Genomic DNA, 17,264 nt, shown 5'->3' on the forward strand with positions numbered 1-17,264 from the left:
GCTCAGATAGGTTGCTTTTGATTGATTAAAAATGAGGAGCCAAAATCTCTTTTAACACATTTACACTGTGTGCAAATTTTTCTTTCTCCGTATCATCCAGAGCAAGCTCCATCACTTCTGTTGCACCATTTCGATTCACAAGGGCTGGTACACCAATGTAGACATCTTCTGCTCCGTACTCTCCATCTAAGTAAGTGCTGACAGTTAAAATGCTGTTTTCATTGTGCAGGATCGCTCTTGTAATGCGGGCTAAACTCATTGCTACGCCGTAATAAGTAGCGCCTTTTTTCTCAATGATTTGGTAAGCGGCATGACGAACATTTTCCATGATTTCATCTAAGTCTTCTTGTTTGTATTGCTCATTTCTCTTCATTAATTCTGTAATTGGTACACTTCCGATATTCGCATGACTCCAAACAGCAAGCTCTGTATCTCCATGCTCGCCAATGATGTAAGCATGCACGTTGTGTGCCGCTGCTTCAAAATACTCACTAAGCATGTATCTAAATCTTGCCGTATCAAGCGTCGTACCACTGCCAATCACTCGTTCTTTTGGAAGTCCACTGAATTTCCAAGTCGCATATGTCAAAATATCGACTGGGTTTGTGGCAACTAAGAAAATGCCATCAAATCCACTTTTCATTACGTTTTCTACAATGCCTTTAAATATATTTAAATTTTTCTCAACAAGGTCAAGTCTTGTTTCACCTGGCTTTTGGTTTGCACCAGCACAGATACAGACGATATCTGCATCCTTACAATCCTCATAATCTCCATACCATGTATTCACAGGATGCGGGGCAAATGCTTTTCCATGGTTTAAATCCATCACGTCACCCATTGCTTTGTCTTGATTCAAATCGATGACAACCAATTCATCTGTGATTGCTTGATTTATTAATGTAAAGGCATAACTGCTGCCGACGAAACCTGCTCCAATAAGGGCTACTTTGTTTACTTTTTCGTTTGTCATTTATCTCATCCTCCTGAGTAAAACTAGGCTGTTTTTCTTATGTGAAGTATTTCACATTCATATTGTGCAACATTTCACAAACTTTTGCAAGGGGACTGCTCAAAAAAAATATGTAGCGAATTTGTGAACACATTTATTGTGCTTTCAAAGCGCTGGCTCCATACATATTTCCACAAGAAAAAAGCTGCCAAACACTCGTCGGCAGCTTCCTACATTCATATTTAATAAGGTCCCCAGTTGATCATGACCCCGATACAAATAAATACAAGACCGATGACAAACCAAATGAGGGCAAGCGGCACCATAAAACGCAGCCACTTTACATAAGGTATACCACTTGCAGCAAGCACAGCCATCAATACACCAGAAGTCGGATTGATACAGTTGACTACCCCTTCGCCAAGCATCACTGCTTCTACAGCTACCTGTCTTGTGATACCCATTAAATCAGCGAGCGGCGCAAGAATCGGGATAAAGACAACAGCTTCTCCTGATCCTGATGAAATCAAAAAGTGAAGAAGCGCACTCGCAATATACATCCCGATCGCACCAGCGATTGGACTAAAGCCTGTCAGCATACTCGCCAAGCCATTAACCACTGTATCAAGCAGCTTCCCGTTTTCTAAAATGACCGAAATACAGCGTGCCATCCCAACAATAAGTGCGCCGTATACAAGGCTTTGGCACCCAATAATAAACGTTTTCGCAATATCATTGGCCGCTAAACCGCCGAGCAGGCCAGCAGCGATAGCCATAAAAATGAACACACCCGCCATTTCCTTATCGGTCCAGCCAAGCTGAAGTGCGCCATATAAGAAACCTCCAAGTGACAATCCGCACACTGCTAAAATCAGCTTATGTCTGCCAGTAAATGCAGGCTTGTCCACAGATTCCGCATCGGCTCCGCCAAGCCCCTTAGCAGGAAACCATTGATCGCCAAGAATGCTTCCCTTTTCTTTATTCTTCAGACGTCTTGTATATAAATAGATGTACACAATACTAGAAATAAGAAAACAAAGATAAATAATGACACGCAGGCCAATGCCGGAAAAGATCGGCAGCTCTGCAATCGTTTGTGATAAACCTAATGGAGATGGAGATAAAATCGTTGCGTTAAATCCTGCATAACAGCCGATGTATATGACAGCCGCTCCTGCTACAGCATCCCATTTCAAGGATCGTGCTACAATGATGCCGATTGGAATAAATCCAATGACAGAGTTCACGACAATTCCGGTCGTTCCAAGGACTGAAAATAATCCCCCAACAATACAAATAAACAATAATTGCTTCGTTTGAAACCGGCTGATGACATGGTGAATCATCCCGTTAATAGCACCTGTCTTCTCCAAAATGGCAATGGTTCCGCCTGTAAATAGAATCAGAAAAATAATAGAAGAGGACCCTACCATTCCTTCTTGTATCGCTGTAAAAAAGCCAACTGGACTCACTGGTGATTGATCAATACGGTGATAGCTGCCAGGAACGGCTGTTGTGATCTCCCCAGATGTCTTTCGGTCAAACTCACCCGCTGGTACAAAATACGTTGCTATTGTACAAATCAGTGCAATCATAAATAAGAGAACATACGCATCTGGCATTTGAAGTTTTCGTTTTTGTTTCTCTGGTGCTGATACTGTCGCTGTTTTCATGTGTCAAAACCCCTTTGTCCCGATCAGAATTTCACTTAATTTTCAGAATAATCAAATGATGTGTTATATTATAAACACTGTTGATATTTAAGAGCAATATTATTTCATTAAAATAATGTTTTGGCAGATTATCTGTCAGCAAGGAGGCTTCTCATGACAACTTTGACAAACGAAATGAAACAAACCGTGACAGACATCTTTGAACACTTGCATGCCCACCCAGAAATCAGCTGGGAAGAAACAGAAACGACCGCTTATATTGAAGATATATTGAAAAAATTGGGCTGCAAAACTCAAACATTTGACGACTGTACAGGGGTGATCGGTGAAATTGGAGAAGGCGCACCAGTGGTCGCTGTGAGAGCTGATATTGATGCACTTTGGCAGGAAGTAGATGGTGAGTTTCAAGCCAATCATTCATGTGGCCACGATGCACACATGACAATGGCTCTTGGCACCTTCATGGCATTAAAGGAAAAAGAACGACCGAACGGCACGATCCGTTTCATCTTTCAGCCTGCTGAGGAAAGAGGCGGCGGTGCGCTGAAAATGATTGAAAAAGGTGTGCTCGCAGATGTCGATTACTTATATGGCGTACATGTGCGCCCAATTCAAGAAACATTAAACGGACGCTGCGCTCCTGCTATTTTGCACGGATCAAGTAATCATTACGTCGGCACCATTATTGGCGAGGAAGCGCACGGCGCACGCCCACATCTTGGCGTCAACGTAATAGAAGTGGCTTCAACTCTAGTGCAGAGACTCGCGCATATCCATGTCGATCCAAGAGTCGCGCATTCTGTCAAAATGACCAATTTACATGCTGGCGGGGGCAGCTCAAACATCATCCCAGGGAAAGCTTCTTTTACATTAGATGTAAGGGCGCAAACAAACGAAGTAATGGATGAGCTAGAAAAAGAAATTGAAAGAGCGGTTCATTCTGTAGCGGATGCCTTTGGCGCTTCCATTACACTTTCAACAGACCATCGTCTGCCTGCCGCCACCTTAAATGAGGAAGCTGTCCAGATCATGTCTCATGCAATTGAACAGGTTTTAGGTAAAGAGCAGCTTGATCCCCCGATTGTCACAACAGGTGGAGAGGACTTTCACTTTTATGCAGCAAAGCTTCCGCATATCAAATCCACGATGCTCGGTTTAGGCTGTGATTTAAAGCCTGGTCTTCATCATCCGTATATGACCTTCGACCGCTCTGCAATCTTTACCGGCATTGAGATTTTGACCGAAGCTGTCTATCAAACACTCCAGCAGCATTCATCATAAATGAAAAAGCCACCCGCCTTCTCATCAAGCGGGTGGTCTGCTTTATATTATGCATTCAGATCTGCCATGGCTGGAACGTTGATTTCTTTTACGCAAGATACCCTTGATAAATGAATCACACATCTCGCAAGCTCCACAATATCCTGGACAGGGATTCTCGTTTCATCATATAGAGTGATGGCCTTTTCGGCTCCATCCTCATACGGAACCTCCGCCGCCAGCTCTCCTGGATTGATACAGGTGACGGATATTTTATCTTTCCTCACATGCTCTCTCAGTGCATTCACAATTCCGCGCAGGCCAAATTTAGATGCAACAAACGAGACTTGCGGCAGGTTTGTATGGTCGAGTCCAGCCGTTGAGCCAATCACGATGATTTTCCCATTCTCTGATTTCCTTACGTGCGGAAGCAGTGCCTGGATGTATGTAATGGTTGAGGTGACATTCACATTGATTAAATGTGCAATATCCTCTGGCTGATCGTGATCAAAGGAATAATCGCCTTCAAAGCCTCGTTTTTCCCATAAACCGACGTTATAGATGAGTACATCAATCGTCTGGTTCTCAAGGGCTTCAAGCATATAAGGGATATGCGTTCGGCTTGATAAGTCGATTTTCAGCCAAATTCTATGTACACCGTCATCTATGCTCAAACTGCTTGGTTCACTACGCGACACAATCCAAACTGTATCTCCACTTGAAGGGAGACCCTTTACAAAAGCATCTCCTAATCCTTGACTTGCACCGAATATGATATAGTTTTTACTCATAGCTCCTCCTTCTATGGCACACATACTGTAAGCGTTTTATACCTATATCATACAGATTCAAAGAGACCGGCGCCCCTTTTATGCTCGTCTTCACTTATTGATTGGCGCGGCTACTGGATTTCCTTTAATTCGACTGGTAATGCACGTGCCTCTATAAAGCATTTGATCATTTCTGTAAAAAGTTCTTTCTTCTCAAAAGTAAATGTATGTCCAATACCGGGAACGATGAAGCCTGTTGCCTTCGGATGTGAATTCGTTATTTTTTTTGCTGACCGTTTCATAATGCCTTTTTCTTTTTCTCCCACTGTGACAAGAATGCGTGCCTTCGCTTGTTGAAACGTGTCAGGGAGCTTGTAATGAAGGTTTTCTTGAAACATCGTAAGAAGGGTTTTCTTTTGCAGATGTTTCGATTCCGCCGCATAATGATGCAGTACATGTTGCGAGAGCCCCATCTTTTCAGCTTGGAGCTGGATAAACCAATCTTTCTTTAATAATGGATACGTCAGTGGCAAGAGGGGTCTCACCATGAAATGGAGCCATGGCAAAGGCATCACAAGGGCACTATTGATGACGGCTATGTCTACGATATCTGGCTCTCTTGATAACACATCAACTGCAATCTGCGCACCTAAAGAAAATCCAATCAGAATCACTTGACGCCCATTCGCATTTTCCTTGATCCATGAGATGACTTCACGGGTGCTTTCATTCATTGAAAATATCTGTTCTTTTGCTCTTGTCCCGTGTCCAATGAGATCAGGAGCAAAGCATTCATACGTGTCCTTCAATATTTCAACCTGCTCCTGCCACATCCAGCTGCTTACTCCTCCACCATGCAGAAAAATCATGATTGACTTATCCATCGTCCGACAACTCCATCCTTCTATATAAGAAAAAAGCAGCCGCTTTTTGAGCAGACTGCTTTTTCAACATGCTCCCTTCTATTATAAGGGAACCACTATATCATTGACTATTTTTTCAAATCTTCAATGGAGTTTACGTTCTTCATATATTTCGGAACAACTAGCCCCATTCGAAGACCTTTCATACTTGTACCAAGGTCATCATATTTCCCTTTAAACTTCGCTGCATACGTTTTATGCGTATTTGGCAGCCAAGCGGATAATGATGCATCCGCACTTCCGGTTGCAATTGCTGTCCACATTGGACCTGCTTCAACCTGAGTCAAAGTCACCGTAAACCCGAGTTCACGCAATACTTCTGCCGCAACATTGGTACTTGCAATCTCACTATCCCATGCAACATAGGCCAGATTGACTTTTCCACCATTCGACTTTTTCACGCCTTTTGTCCATTTCGCTACTTGGTCTTTATGTTTTTTCACATATTTTAAGGCGGCATCCTTTGGTTTCACACCATCTTGGATATCAATCATGACTTCGCCCATGTCATCTTGAGACCATTTAAACTGACTAAGCATTTTGGCTGCTTCCGGCTGATCCTTTGCAAAGCCTTTACGTGAAATCGTATGAATTTCTTCCGCTTCACCGTAAGATTTTTTTGGATCATCTAAATATTTTAAATCATAGCGGGAAAACATCCAGTGTGGATTCCATCCAGTGATGATGATTGGCTTTTTACGGTCGTAAGATTTTTTAAGCGTTGCCGTCATGGCTGCACTTGATGCAGACACAACCGTCCAATCCTCTAAGCCGTAATCCTTTTTCGCTTGATCTGTCAGTGCCATAATCCCTGAACCAGGATCGATTCCGATAATGGTTTTATTCACCTGCTGTGCGGCACTCGCATTTGAATCTGTCTGCGCACCGCAAGCGGCTAGTAAAAAGACAAGCAGGGCGGTCATCCCAATGTAGAGAGACTTTTTCCACATTAAGCATTCCCCCTGGATTTTTTCGTTTTAATGTTTTGTGTAATACGGTCAAGTGTAATCGCCACAATCACAATGGCAATACCTGCTTCAAAACCAATACCTGTTTTCAGCTGCGTTACCGCACTATATACTTCTGAACCAAGTCCTGGTGCACCTACCATTGCCGCAATGACGACCATTGATAGAGCCAGCATGATACTTTGGTTAATACCAGCTAAGATGGTTTTTGTTGCAAGTGGAAGCTGAACTTTGAATAAACGCTGGAATGTCGTTGAACCAAATGCTTCGGTAGCTTCAATTAAATCAGCTGGTACTTGTTTAATACCGAGAATGGTCATACGAATCGTTGGCGGCATGGAGAAAATAACCGATGCCACAACCCCAGGAACAACCCCAATATTAAAGAAGAAGATCGCTGGTAATAGATAAACGAATGCAGGCATTGTCTGCATTAAATCTAAAATAGGTGTCACAATTTTACGCACAGTTTCCTTCTGTGATGCCCAAATACCGATCGGAACCCCGATCACAATGGAAATGACCACAGCGGTCAAAACGAGTGCAAGTGTTTGAAGCATTGGATGCCAGTAGCCTAAATAGTCGATCAGTAAAAATCCAATAAGTGTGAAAAGAGCAACTCCTCTTGTACTAATCCACCAGGCAATGCCGGCAAAGATAAGGGTTAAAATAATGGATGGAATGACGCCAAGTGCTGCCACAATCCCATTTACTGTTCCTGCTAATCCATTTGTGATGCCATCAAAGAAACCACCAAACGTTAATGTTAACCAGTCAACAAATTGATCGATATATTCCGCAAACGGAATTCTAGGTAAATCACTCATACTAAACATCTTATTCTACCTCCTGTGCAGAAGGCTCTTGTGCTTTAATTTCCTCTAGCTTGTTAGAAGACATGTTGATATACTCATCATTTCCTGATAATGCACCAATCAATGCACCTCTGACCACAATGCCCTTCATTCTGTTTTTCTCATCGACAACGGCAATCGGAATATTCGCATCAGACACCGCATCAAAGATCTCTGTCAAATACGTAGATTCCAACACTGTCGTAAATTCTTTATCGAGAACCGTTTCAAGTGACGCTCCCGTTTCTGCTGCCTTTTTCGCTGCTTGGGCAGAAATGACACCTAATAAATGCTTTTTCTTATCTACTGCATAGATAGACGAAATCCCAAGGTTTTTCATGAGCGTAAGCGCAACACGTGCCCCTTTATCGATCTGAACTGTTTCTGCACGTTTCATAATATGACCAGCGGTTAATACTTTAGAAAGGTCAACATCTTCAACGAAGCGTTCAACATATTCATTCGATGGGTTCATCAGAATTTCTTCTGGTGTTCCGATTTGAACGATATTTCCATCCTTCATGAGGACAATGCGGTCACCAATACGAAGCGCCTCATCTAAATCATGGGTAATGAAAATGATCGTTTTTCCTACAGATGTATGAAGCTCAAGCAATTCATCCTGCATATCTTTACGAATTAATGGATCTAGTGCGCTGAATGCTTCATCCATTAATAAAATGTCAGGGTCATTTGCTAACGCACGTGCCAATCCAACACGCTGCTGCATACCACCACTTAATTGATTTGGATATTGCTCTTCAAAGCCTTCAAGTCCAACAAGCTTTAAAGATTCAAGCGCTTTTGGTCTGCGCTCTTCTTTATCGACACCTTGCAATTCAAGACCATACTCAGTGTTCTCAAGAATTGTACGGTGCGGGAACAATGCGAAGTTTTGGAAAACCATGCTGATCTTTTTCCGTCTGACTTCACGCAATTGATCCTTTGACATATTTGTTATCATATCCCCATCAATATATATTTCACCGGAGGTTGGTTCGATTAACCTGTTTAGCATCCGCACAAGTGTGGACTTTCCGCTCCCTGATAGCCCCATGATGACAAATATCTCGCCGTCATACACATCAAAATTTGCTCGATTGACACCAACTGTTGCGCCGGTCTCTTTTAGGATCTCTCTTTTTGTTTTCCCTTTTTCAAGCATTTGAGATGCTTTTTTAGCATTTTTACCGAAAATTTTAGATACATTATTTATCTTGATTTTGATATTTCTCTCTTCAGAATTCATATTTTCCCTCCAAATTAGCATCTTTATAACCGTAACATAAGCGTTATGATGCGAACAATCTTTAGAATTCGCTTATTTCCCCACAATATGTATGAATTCCATATAGAGGTCTGGTCATTAGAGTTTATACGCCGTATTACTCGTAAATCCTATAGAATGCTTCATAAACTACATATTTTACGGGGTATTTCCTCTCATCAGACAATATTTTACTGGAAATTCCTAATTGTGCTAAAAAATAAGTCGAATCCTCGTCATAGCGGTTTTTTGAATCATGGGCGAACCATTCCCCTTAACAGGATTTACCCGAAAATGGTCACATAAAAACCTTTTTCCTCAAATTTTATTTAAATTCATAAAAAAACTGCCTGCAACTTTAGTTACAGACAGCTTGTTTTTTTAGGACTCTAGGGCAGCCCGCTTAATATTATCTTGAAGCTCAAGCATACGTTTTGTTCCATCTTCGCGTAATCGCTTGTTCTCTTCTTCAATCTGTTTCGTCTCTTTCATCCCTTGTACAATTGTATTAAAGGAAGATTCGATCGTTTCAATGTCGATGCTTGGACGGCCAGATAATTTGGCAATCTCCACACTTTGACTTGAAATGTTTTCAGCATTTCGTTTCAGCATTTCATTTGTTCTTCTATCCAGCTCACTCATAGAATCAGCCACAAGCTTTTGTCTCTTCGCTGTAACAGCTTGAATGATCCCATTTTTGAAAATTGGAATCGTGATGATGAAGGCAGAGTTGATTTTACCGATTAATTTCGTATTCCCACGCTGAAGCAAACGGATTTGCGGTGCCGTTTGAAGCGCCACCATTCGTGCCATATCAAGGTCATACACACGCTCTTCAAGCGCTTGAATGCCATTACGAAGCGTATCAAGCTCCATTTGTGCCAGCTGGTTTCCACTAGCTGCTTTTTCTTCATATGAAGGAACCAATTGTTTTAATTCTTCGATTTTCATTTGACCGGCTACGACATACTTTTCCAGCTCCAAATAGTATTGAATGTTATGCTCATACATTTCTTCAAGCGTCACAGTCGATTTGGTCATTTCATCTTTATATTTACTAATTTCCACATTAATTTTTTCAATTTCTGCACCGAGCGTTTGATATTTACTAAAAATCTTTTCGATCATGCTGCCGCCGCGCTTAAAGATTTTTGACAACAAACCACCCTTCGGTTCGTCAAAATCATTTTTATCAAAGCGATCCATAATCTTACCAAGCTGCGTCAGCATTGTTCCTGAGTCAGTGACGCTTGTTGAACGCATCATTGAAAGGATACGATCAGAGAACTTAGAGATTTCAACGGCCGGCTGTTTTCCGTATTCAAGAAGTTCCAGCTGATTTTTCGCATCGATCTGTCTCGCAATATTTTGCACTTCTGGTTCGTTTCGAAGCTGAACGCGAATATCGTCTGCCTTCTCAATCGTGATTTCCTCTTTATCAATTGAAATGATGTCATTTCCGTTTGTATTTGTCATAAGCTTTGATCTCCTTATCGGTTTTTAATGGATTGAAATAACTTTCTAACGATGGACGGCTCTTTAAACTCCTGGTTCATGACCATCTCATCAAGCCAATGGGTATCAAATAGTTGGTCATCGATATACCGTTCGATACACTGATATCCCGCCGGATGATATACGAAGAGATCCACACCCATTTCATTTAGGAAAATCAGGGCGGCCGCATCAGAACGAGTCAGCTCTCCATTATATTCCGTATGGTATAAAATCACTTTCGGTACGGTTTGTGCGTAATCAAAGGTTTGAATCAGTTCAATGAGATCCTGGCTTAAATGCAGAACCTGCTTGAATAAATAAATACGGACATCTAATTCGGTTTCATTGCCTTCTTTTAATAGCTTCGGATGCTGACAGATTCGAGATATCGCCTCTGCTATCGCACGCTGCGTGCCCTCATATAGATGAGAAAACTGCCACACATTGCTTTTCATTAATAAGTCAGGATCAATCTCTCCATTAGAAGAAAGTGCATGCTGATAATGAAATTGATAATTCGAAGTCACTTCTTTCGTAAAAGGAAAATGGCGAATGGTCTTCGTCTCTTTCCCCTCCATTAACGTGTGAATGCGATCCCAGTATTCACGCTTGTCTCGTGTGACACCCATCATTTTCGCAAAAAGATTCGGAATCTGTATCGTGTCCCGGTCTGCTTTAAAATTCGGGCGGATAAAGGATCGTTCCTTTGCAATTAAAAACAGCTCATCATACGTGGTCTTCAGTGTAATAGAATGAGGAGTATGATCTCTGAATTGCCACGGCTTATACAGCATTGAATCTTCCGTGTGAAGCACCTCTTCAAGCTCTCTTGTCGAGCGGTACGCCACCGTTGATTTCCTCTCAGGCTTTTCAGTAGGGAACGGCTCAAGCTTTGAAGTCCCCGGGTACTGATCAATAAAAGTCAGCTTTTCTTCTGGATCTAATTCGCGGAACGAATCCTCGCCTTCTGGATGAAATAGCACAACATCACAGCCAATCAGCATGACATAGTAAAGAAAATAAAGCTGACTTTTATTCGCCTCTCCATACCAAATGACAGCCGGCATTTTTTCTTCGATATTGACTTCCTTCAGCCATGGACCTAGATGGTTATTTGAAAACTTCACGACATCCAGCAGGACCCGGCGGAAATCAGGATGCTGAAATCCACCCTCGTGCAGCTGCTTGAAATGCTCAAATACCTTGATCAATGAAAGACGGATATGCCGGTTCATCACAGGGTTTGGATGGCGTACAATCAGCTGTTCACCATCTAAAAAAGCAACAAAGCGATTCACGGACAATCCCTTTTCTTCTTGGTTAATCAAATGAATACGCTGCAGCGCTTGAAAATGCTCCGGCTCAATATGACGATTGAGTGTTTCACTTAAAATATGCATGCCGTCTGTTTCGTATAATTCATGTAAATAAATAAAATAATCGGTTGCATCATGCGGAGTTCCAAGGACCCGGGCGGCGAGACGCGGCAAGGACAACGTATGCTCGTCCTTTACATAACCGTCTCTTTCAGGGAGCGGCTTTTTCAGCACATTTTTCCAGGCTTCCTGCTCCGCCCGTGTATGGGTGACATTGATTTCTTTATAACTCACGCCGCTCCTTCCTTTCTCCTATATTTTCTCGAAAGCTACTACTATCATATCATTCAGTCTTCTACTTCTGCTATCGAATCGAAGGCTTTTTTGCGTTCATCATCTGATCGATGACAGAAGCGGTGATTTCATCCGCTGCGGCCATGCCAGATGCTGCTGTCGGCTCAAGTGATGGGTCAAAGTCCAGAACTTCTCCATGCCTTGGGGCAAAGCCCATATCTGATTGACGAATGAGCCCTGCATCTAACAGAGAATCACCCGCACCATAGACGTATTCAAGCTGCAGCCTGTCCTTTAGAAAAGCAACAGCATCCCACTTATTAAGCGGCTGTGGAATAAAATAAAGCTTCCGTCCCTGAAGAGAAACCTGCCAGCCTCTCTCCTCGCCCCACAGCTTCAATTCAGCAAGCGGAATGTGAGATAGATACTCCTCTTTCATAATTAAATAAAGAAATCTTCCCTCTGCTGTACGGGTACGCTTCACCCATGCCGCAACCGGAAGTTCCGAGATCGCCCTCAGCATCTCTCTGACTGGCATACACTCCCTAAGTCTCTCATCAACAATGGCCTGCCAATCCTCAAGCGGCTTGCCATGGTGAAGAATACAGCCCCCATTTGTTGTCACGGCATACTCCGGTTTAAGCTCTTGCTCAAAGAAGGTGATTCGTTCATACTGTGCGGTTGTTCTTGTCGTCACTGGAATGAACCAGCCTGATTGATGAATCGTCTGCAAAGATTTTTTCGTTTTAACAGACATATAGGAAAGCGGCCGTTCGTCCAGCACCTCAACTAAATCATACTCTCCTTCATACGCATACTGGTCAAGCACTCGATGTGAGTAAATCAGCGTCCTGTCTAAATCACTGGCAAATGCAAATGTCTTCATGACGTTTGCTCCAGCGGACGAATTAACCCGCAGCACGTGTAAGACATATTGGCATATTCAATGACAGGAACACCTCTGTCCTCTGCCAAAAGCAAGATATGCTTCAGCTTCTCCTGAGATTCAGGCTGAATCAAGATTTTCCAAGGGATTCTTCTAAGCAGCACGCGGGTCGTTTCACCAACACCCGGCTTAATCAAGTGGGTATTTTCAATTTGAAACTCCTGACCGATTGCTTCAATGGATGCCATTCCCCGCCAATCTGCCGGTGCTCCTTGCGTAAGTATGGTTTCTGCTTTCTCTTGTACATTTGGTCCGAGGCTGGAAAATGCTTCTTCAATTGTATCCACATATAGATTGGACACATCTTCATCAAGTAGCTCTTTATAATACTTTGCCCCATGGAAATCATCGGCATTGATCCAGCGGTTGTTTAATACCGTACGACTGACAAGCCCTGATACTGTCGAATTCAGGCAGGCACTTGGAATGAGAAAGTCCTCCCTCGTTCCGTATACATGTGTACAATAGCCGGGGTCTGCCAGCACAGCCAGCTCACTCGAGAGACGTACACCATACTTTTTTTCAAAATCAAGAACAGCTTTTTGGAGCTCTTTCGAAATCGCCCCTTTTCCAGTCCATCCATCGATAAAAGCAATTTCAAAACCTGGATGTTCTTTCAGCATATAATGCAGTGCATTCTCGTCTATTCCGCGGTCGCGAATAATAGAGATGCTGTAATGAGGCAGATCGACACCATACGCCTTTCGAATATATCGTTTGATCAGCACCCCGATCGGTGTCCCTGCACGCGCCAAACTGCAAAGCACGGTTTGGAAACCTCGCTTCTTCACAATCTGTTCTGCTACAACAGCTACTGCTTCTGCTACCTTTTCCTTACTTTCTTCAAGAGATTGATAGAATAAAGTCATATAAGATGCCGTTGGTTTGTACTCAATTGGCAGCATTTCTGAATAATGCGCGCCGCTCTGAATCGAACGCTCCCGCTCTTCTGTACTTTTCTCCATCTCAATAGAGGATAAATCTTTGAGTAAGAAGGTTACATCCTGCTCTGGATAGCTCCCCATCTTTGTATACACATTAGCCATTCACCTTCACCTCGTCTGATAAAGTCACAATATGCACATGCTTCACATGCCGCTCAGCAAATAAGTGAACAAGCGGAAGCAATGCCTCCTGAGAAACCTTTTTCTCAAAAAAGAGAAATACATCATCATATTCACCTTTTGGAATGTTGTACACGTAGTGCTGAATTCGGGCATCCTCTGGATTCATAAAGGTAAACCCATTTTGGACAGCGTATCCATCCTTATCGACTGGGTGAATAGGGCTTCTCGTTGTTGAATGAAAGAGAACGCCTTCCCCCATGTGTGCAGACAGTCTCATCGGCACATACATCAGCTCACCTGTCCCTAAGCAGAGTGTTTGTTTTCCTTTGCGTTCCTGCCGCAGCCTCAATCCCGCTTTAGCAGCTGCTTGGTCGAGCGCTTCCGTATCTGCTGCATTTAAACCAAAACGACCCGTTTCATGTATATATGGCGAATGACCTGCCGAATTTGCTGCATGAGAAAGTGAATAGGGCACTTGCTTAAAGAAAGGTTGAAGAGAGTGAAAAGAGAGACTTGGCTGCTTCTCTTGCTCCGCAATCTCATACGAATAAGCTGGCTCATCGAGCGTTTTGCCTCGAAAAATCATCTGCCCTTTTAATAAAGACAATGATGTGATGTGAATTCCAAGCTCCTCTTCAAGCTGGCTCATGGCTTTCTCATGCTCCTCCATCCGCCAGTCCAAAATGGAAAGAATGGTATAAGAATGCCTTGGATACTTTGCATGAAGGTCACGAATGATGTTGATATTGGTACGGCCTGTCGTGACTTCATCATCTACTAACACGATGGGGCGGTCTGTGCGAAGGAATGCTTCGTCTGCATAACAAAGCTGATCTGTTGCATGCGAATGTTCTTCTTCAAATACCAATGACGGGTCAAGATCCAGCAGCTGTTCACGTGTCGTATGAATGTATGATGCGCCTTCTATCACATCATACACACCATGTCCAAGGGCTGTTGCTGTTTCCGCAAAGCCGATGACGACAGGCTCATTGCCAGCTGAAAGCTTTTCTTTTTTGAGTGTTTCATAGGCTGCCGTTAACACCGTGTAATCATCCGTCTTGAGTGCCTCTACAAGAAGATCTTGGTGCGGGGGCGTCTGTCCCGTTTGCTCTTTGGCATATGCCATCGCTAAAAGACCCGAGACAAGAAGCGGTTTTACTGGATGAACAGGAATATGCTTTCCAAGCACCTTACTCACGAATAAAAAGGCTCTTTTTTTGTTCACCCTTGCCGCCATCTCAAAAAGATGCTCTTTTTCCAGCTGGAGTGCACCTTCTTTGAGATCAAGCTCAACCTCCATATGTTCCAAGATGTTCAGCGTATGCTGCTTCTGATTCTGTGAGTATGTCGATATAGCTTCTATTTTCATGAAACACCCCGTAAATGTCTGACTTCATTAAAATATGCTCTGCCCACCTGTAATGCGGCTTTGTTTCATTCATCTTATTAGAGAAAGCACTCTTCATCACGCCAACTGTGCCGTCAGCATGTTCTAGAATGCTTAATGCATCCAAGTACTCTTCCTTTGTCACAACGTACATGCTTTGCACTGGCTTGAGATGTGTTGGATGGATCACTGTCTTTCCATGTATGCCGTTGGCTACATCGAGTCTTGTCTCTTTGAGTAAACCTTGTACGTCATCGAATTCAGATAAGGACAGCTCACCGCCCTTAGAAAGCGCACGGATGAATGGTTTTTGTTCCTTTCCTGCAGGGCCAAAATGCTCCCATACAGCACCTGATACAACAAAGGAACGGCCAAAATAATTGATAATATCTGTGATCAAATCAGCAATCAATCTGATTTCATAGATGGTGGTGTCGCGATCACGGCGAATGCCATATAAGCCGCAAAGATCAGTTGCCCCAATACGAATATTCAAAATATATTCTTCATCATTCAGCATGATCTGCTTTAACTTAGACAGCACCGTATATCTTGTTTCTTTTTCTAATAAATCGGGTGTTTCCAAAATGGGCATACCGTACAGCGTTGTCTTCGTTTGTGCGGACGCCTGTTTCAAGCTGTCCAAATAATCCTTCGCATTATGAATAGAACACTTTGGAAATACAAAACCCGTCAATAAACGAAGAGATGGACCAAGCAAATCTGCCATTTTCAGCAGCTGCTTCGGCGAACGAACCCGAATAAATAAAAGCGGCATTTGTTCAGCCATTTCAGGTGTATGCGTTAATTTGTCCGACAGTTTGGCGAGTTGTACCACTAGATTCTGTTCAGCCATTTCCACTTCTTGATCACCGATGGCATCCTCTAAACAAAATACAACAGAGCAAAGCGCTTCATATTTCTGCGACAGCAGCATGGCTGCTATATCCTGTCTTGTCGCAGGCATATACAAAGTAGCACCTAATGCATGCGCAAGTACGTGCCTTGGCGTCATCAAATGCATCGCCCCCGGCCGTTTGAAAAAAATATCGTGCTGCCTCGCCTCTGATAAAAACTGAAAATACCGCATGCTGTGCCACCTCCTGTTGTTGAGAGAAAATCGAACAAATGACTTGATGATTCAAAAAAGGATGGAGCCGCTAATCAACTCCATTCCTTTTTGATCGTCCTATTCTTCTTTTGAAGCCGCAGCTTCGTTTGTCACTTCTTGATGTTTCTTTTTATTGATTTTATGAACGATAAACGTTCCGATAAATGCTAGGATAATAATCGCAAAGAATACAAGATGCGGGATTTCAATGTGAGCAGCACTCAAGCCCATTTTGATCGCAATGATCCCGATGAGAATAAACGCTGTATTCTCAAGCTCTGGAATACGGTCAATGAGAACAAGGAATAACTGCGCGACTGTACGCATCATGAGAATTCCAAGCATTCCGCCTAATAGTAGAATCCATACTTCCTCAGATACAGCGAATGCTGCAAGAATACTATCAACCGAGAAGGCAAGGTCCATAATTTCAACAGAAATAACAGTTGCCCAGAACACACCAAAGACTCGAATCAACCAGCCTTCTTTTTTCAGTTCCTTCGCTTCATCATCGCCGTCACCTAACCAGAAGTGCTTAATAACAAGCCATGCTAAGTAAGCAGCTCCAAGAACCTTAATCCACCAGAACTTAATAAGCAGCATCCCTACGCCAATGAATAGAAAACGGAAGAAATAAGCGCCAATTAATCCGTAGGTTAATGCCTTTTTACGCTGCTTTTCTGGTAGATGTTTCACCATCACAGCTAATACAAGTGCGTTATCTGCTGATAACAATCCTTCAAGCACGACAAGAGTCCCAATAAGCCCCCAAGAGACAGGGTCTGTTAATACCTCTGCCCACATATGCCAATCAAAAAACGAGGCATATGTATCCAACATATGTTTCAAAATGTCCAACTGGTTTTCCTCCTATAAGTGTAGAAGCATCAGCAGGCTTTCGCCTGCTGCTATTCTTGATCACTGTTTCTTTCTCACTTAGGAAAAGGCCCTCATATGAGCTTTTGACAGCATCTCT

General features: G+C 42.9%; 15 protein-coding genes. 1 reads left to right on the forward strand and 14 read right to left on the reverse strand.

The window, feature by feature from the left end:
• Nucleotides 1-25: 25 nt before the first annotated feature.
• The gene (locus M1D84_RS17420; RefSeq protein WP_122631524.1) at nt 26-973 is read right to left on the reverse strand and encodes an L-lactate dehydrogenase; all 948 of its coding nucleotides are present in this window, start codon (nt 971-973) and stop codon (nt 26-28) included.
• Between the two features lie 221 nt (nt 974-1,194).
• Nucleotides 1,195-2,625, reverse strand: coding sequence for a YfcC family protein (locus M1D84_RS17425; RefSeq protein ID WP_024424344.1), 1,431 nt, complete (start codon nt 2,623-2,625; stop codon nt 1,195-1,197).
• Between the two features lie 153 nt (nt 2,626-2,778).
• Here M1D84_RS17425 and M1D84_RS17430 point away from each other — a divergent pair, with 153 nt between their 5' ends.
• Nucleotides 2,779-3,906 (forward strand): M20 peptidase aminoacylase family protein, encoded by a 1,128-nt coding sequence (locus M1D84_RS17430; protein ID WP_034623963.1) that lies wholly within the window; start codon nt 2,779-2,781, stop codon nt 3,904-3,906.
• A gap of 47 nt (nt 3,907-3,953) precedes the next feature.
• Here the strand turns inward: M1D84_RS17430 and M1D84_RS17435 are convergent, their stop codons facing one another.
• The 12 genes from M1D84_RS17435 to M1D84_RS17490 all read right to left on the reverse strand — a co-directional run bounded on the left by M1D84_RS17435 (nt 3,954) and on the right by M1D84_RS17490 (nt 17,146).
• The gene (locus tag M1D84_RS17435) at nt 3,954-4,676 is read right to left on the reverse strand and encodes an SDR family NAD(P)-dependent oxidoreductase (protein ID WP_044333557.1); all 723 of its coding nucleotides are present in this window, start codon (nt 4,674-4,676) and stop codon (nt 3,954-3,956) included.
• Between the two features lie 110 nt (nt 4,677-4,786).
• On the reverse strand, nt 4,787-5,539 hold the full coding sequence (locus tag M1D84_RS17440) for an alpha/beta fold hydrolase (protein WP_024424346.1): 753 nt from the start codon (nt 5,537-5,539) through the stop codon (nt 4,787-4,789).
• A 107-nt stretch (nt 5,540-5,646) separates the two neighbouring features.
• Nucleotides 5,647-6,528 (reverse strand): glycine betaine ABC transporter substrate-binding protein, encoded by an 882-nt coding sequence (locus M1D84_RS17445; RefSeq protein WP_341080285.1) that lies wholly within the window; start codon nt 6,526-6,528, stop codon nt 5,647-5,649.
• Complete coding sequence (opuAB, locus tag M1D84_RS17450) at nt 6,528-7,373, reverse strand: glycine/proline betaine ABC transporter permease subunit OpuAB (protein WP_024424348.1); 846 nt, start codon at nt 7,371-7,373, stop codon at nt 6,528-6,530. The genes M1D84_RS17445 and opuAB overlap by 1 nt, the downstream gene beginning before the upstream one ends.
• Before the next feature lie 10 nt (nt 7,374-7,383).
• Nucleotides 7,384-8,649, reverse strand: a complete 1,266-nt coding sequence (gene opuAA / locus M1D84_RS17455) for a glycine/proline betaine ABC transporter ATP-binding protein OpuAA (protein WP_024424349.1) — start codon at nt 8,647-8,649, stop codon at nt 7,384-7,386.
• Between the two features lie 399 nt (nt 8,650-9,048).
• Nucleotides 9,049-10,143: a toxic anion resistance protein gene (locus tag M1D84_RS17460; protein ID WP_024427234.1), complete on the reverse strand. Its 1,095-nt coding sequence runs from the start codon at nt 10,141-10,143 to the stop codon at nt 9,049-9,051.
• 14 nt (nt 10,144-10,157) lie between these two features.
• Entirely contained in the window at nt 10,158-11,774 is a 1,617-nt protein-coding gene (locus M1D84_RS17465; RefSeq protein ID WP_024424350.1) for a YceG family protein, read from the reverse strand.
• A gap of 70 nt (nt 11,775-11,844) precedes the next feature.
• Nucleotides 11,845-12,660, reverse strand: coding sequence for an HAD family hydrolase (locus tag M1D84_RS17470; RefSeq protein WP_024424351.1), 816 nt, complete (start codon nt 12,658-12,660; stop codon nt 11,845-11,847).
• Nucleotides 12,657-13,766 carry a cysteine protease StiP family protein gene (locus tag M1D84_RS17475; protein ID WP_172881259.1) on the reverse strand — a complete coding sequence of 370 codons (1,110 nt, stop codon included), beginning with the start codon at nt 13,764-13,766 and terminating at the stop codon, nt 12,657-12,659. The genes M1D84_RS17470 and M1D84_RS17475 overlap by 4 nt, the downstream gene beginning before the upstream one ends.
• The gene (locus M1D84_RS17480) at nt 13,759-15,090 is read right to left on the reverse strand and encodes a phosphoribosyltransferase family protein (RefSeq protein ID WP_151040648.1); all 1,332 of its coding nucleotides are present in this window, start codon (nt 15,088-15,090) and stop codon (nt 13,759-13,761) included. Before M1D84_RS17480 ends, M1D84_RS17475 begins: the two co-directional genes overlap by 8 nt.
• Nucleotides 15,080-16,267: an HpcH/HpaI aldolase/citrate lyase family protein gene (locus M1D84_RS17485; protein ID WP_151040490.1), complete on the reverse strand. Its 1,188-nt coding sequence runs from the start codon at nt 16,265-16,267 to the stop codon at nt 15,080-15,082. Before M1D84_RS17485 ends, M1D84_RS17480 begins: the two co-directional genes overlap by 11 nt.
• Nucleotides 16,268-16,366: 99 nt before the next feature.
• Nucleotides 16,367-17,146 (reverse strand): TerC family protein, encoded by a 780-nt coding sequence (locus tag M1D84_RS17490; protein WP_024424355.1) that lies wholly within the window; start codon nt 17,144-17,146, stop codon nt 16,367-16,369.
• Nucleotides 17,147-17,264 lie beyond the last annotated feature (118 nt).

Source organism: Bacillus sp. PK5-006, assembly GCF_054161415.1.